1 protein-coding gene is annotated in these 878 nt (G+C 55.4%); it reads left to right on the plus strand.

Going from position 1 to position 878, the window contains the following annotated elements; translation table 11 throughout:
• Positions 1-81 precede the first annotated feature (81 nt).
• On the plus strand, positions 82-878 hold a 797-nt coding region (locus AC1MDE_RS25800), incomplete at its 3' end, for an IS4 family transposase (RefSeq protein ID WP_480345218.1).

Genomic DNA, 878 nt, shown 5'->3' on the forward strand with positions numbered 1-878 from the left:
TAATGCCGATCAGTTAAGGATCAGTTGAACGATCCAGTGGCTGTGTAAGAATCCGGAAACGCTTCGTTTCCGGATTTTTTTATGCAGCTCAGTCAGGCCCTTGATATCGTCTCTCGTTACGATTCTCTTCGTAATCCTCTGAATACGCTCGCGGATGTTCTTGACCCTGCGCTCATCAGCCGCTGCCTTGAGGAAGCTGGCACGGTCACGCTCCGTAAGCGCAGACTCACTACAGATATGATGGTCTGGTGTCTCATCGGCATGGCCCTTGAGCGCAAAGAACCCCTTCACGCCATCGTTAATCGCCTTGATATTCTTTTACCGGGAAACCGTCCTTTCGTTGCGCCCAGTGCCGTAGTGCAGGCAAGGCAGCGGCTGGGGGACGACGCTGTACGGCGGGTTTTCGAACAGAGCAGCGAGCTCTGGAATGCACAGACTTCCCACCCTGACTGGTGTGGTCTGACGCTGTACGCTGTTGACGGCGTTGTCTGGCGCACGCCAGAAACACCTGATAATGAGAAGGCTTTCGTCCGTTCAGGCACGGTGGCAGGCGCCTCTCCTTATCCGCAGGTTCGCATGGTCTGCCTGATGGAACTCACCAGCCATCTTATCAGCGGCGCCGCGATGGGCTGCCAGAACGAGAATGAGATGGTGCTGGCAGAAGGTCTCATTGAACGCGCGTGCGACAACAGCCTGACCCTCTTCGATAAGGGCTACACGTCATTCGGTCTGCTTAGCGCCTGGCATGAGGCCGGCGAAAATCGTCACTGGATGATAGCGGCACGTAAAGACCTGCAGTACGAAGAGGTACGTCGTCTGGGGAAGGGAGACATACTTATCCGGGTAAAAACCTCCGCTCATTCACGGAAGAAATGGCC

This window comes from Pantoea folii (assembly GCF_056678875.1).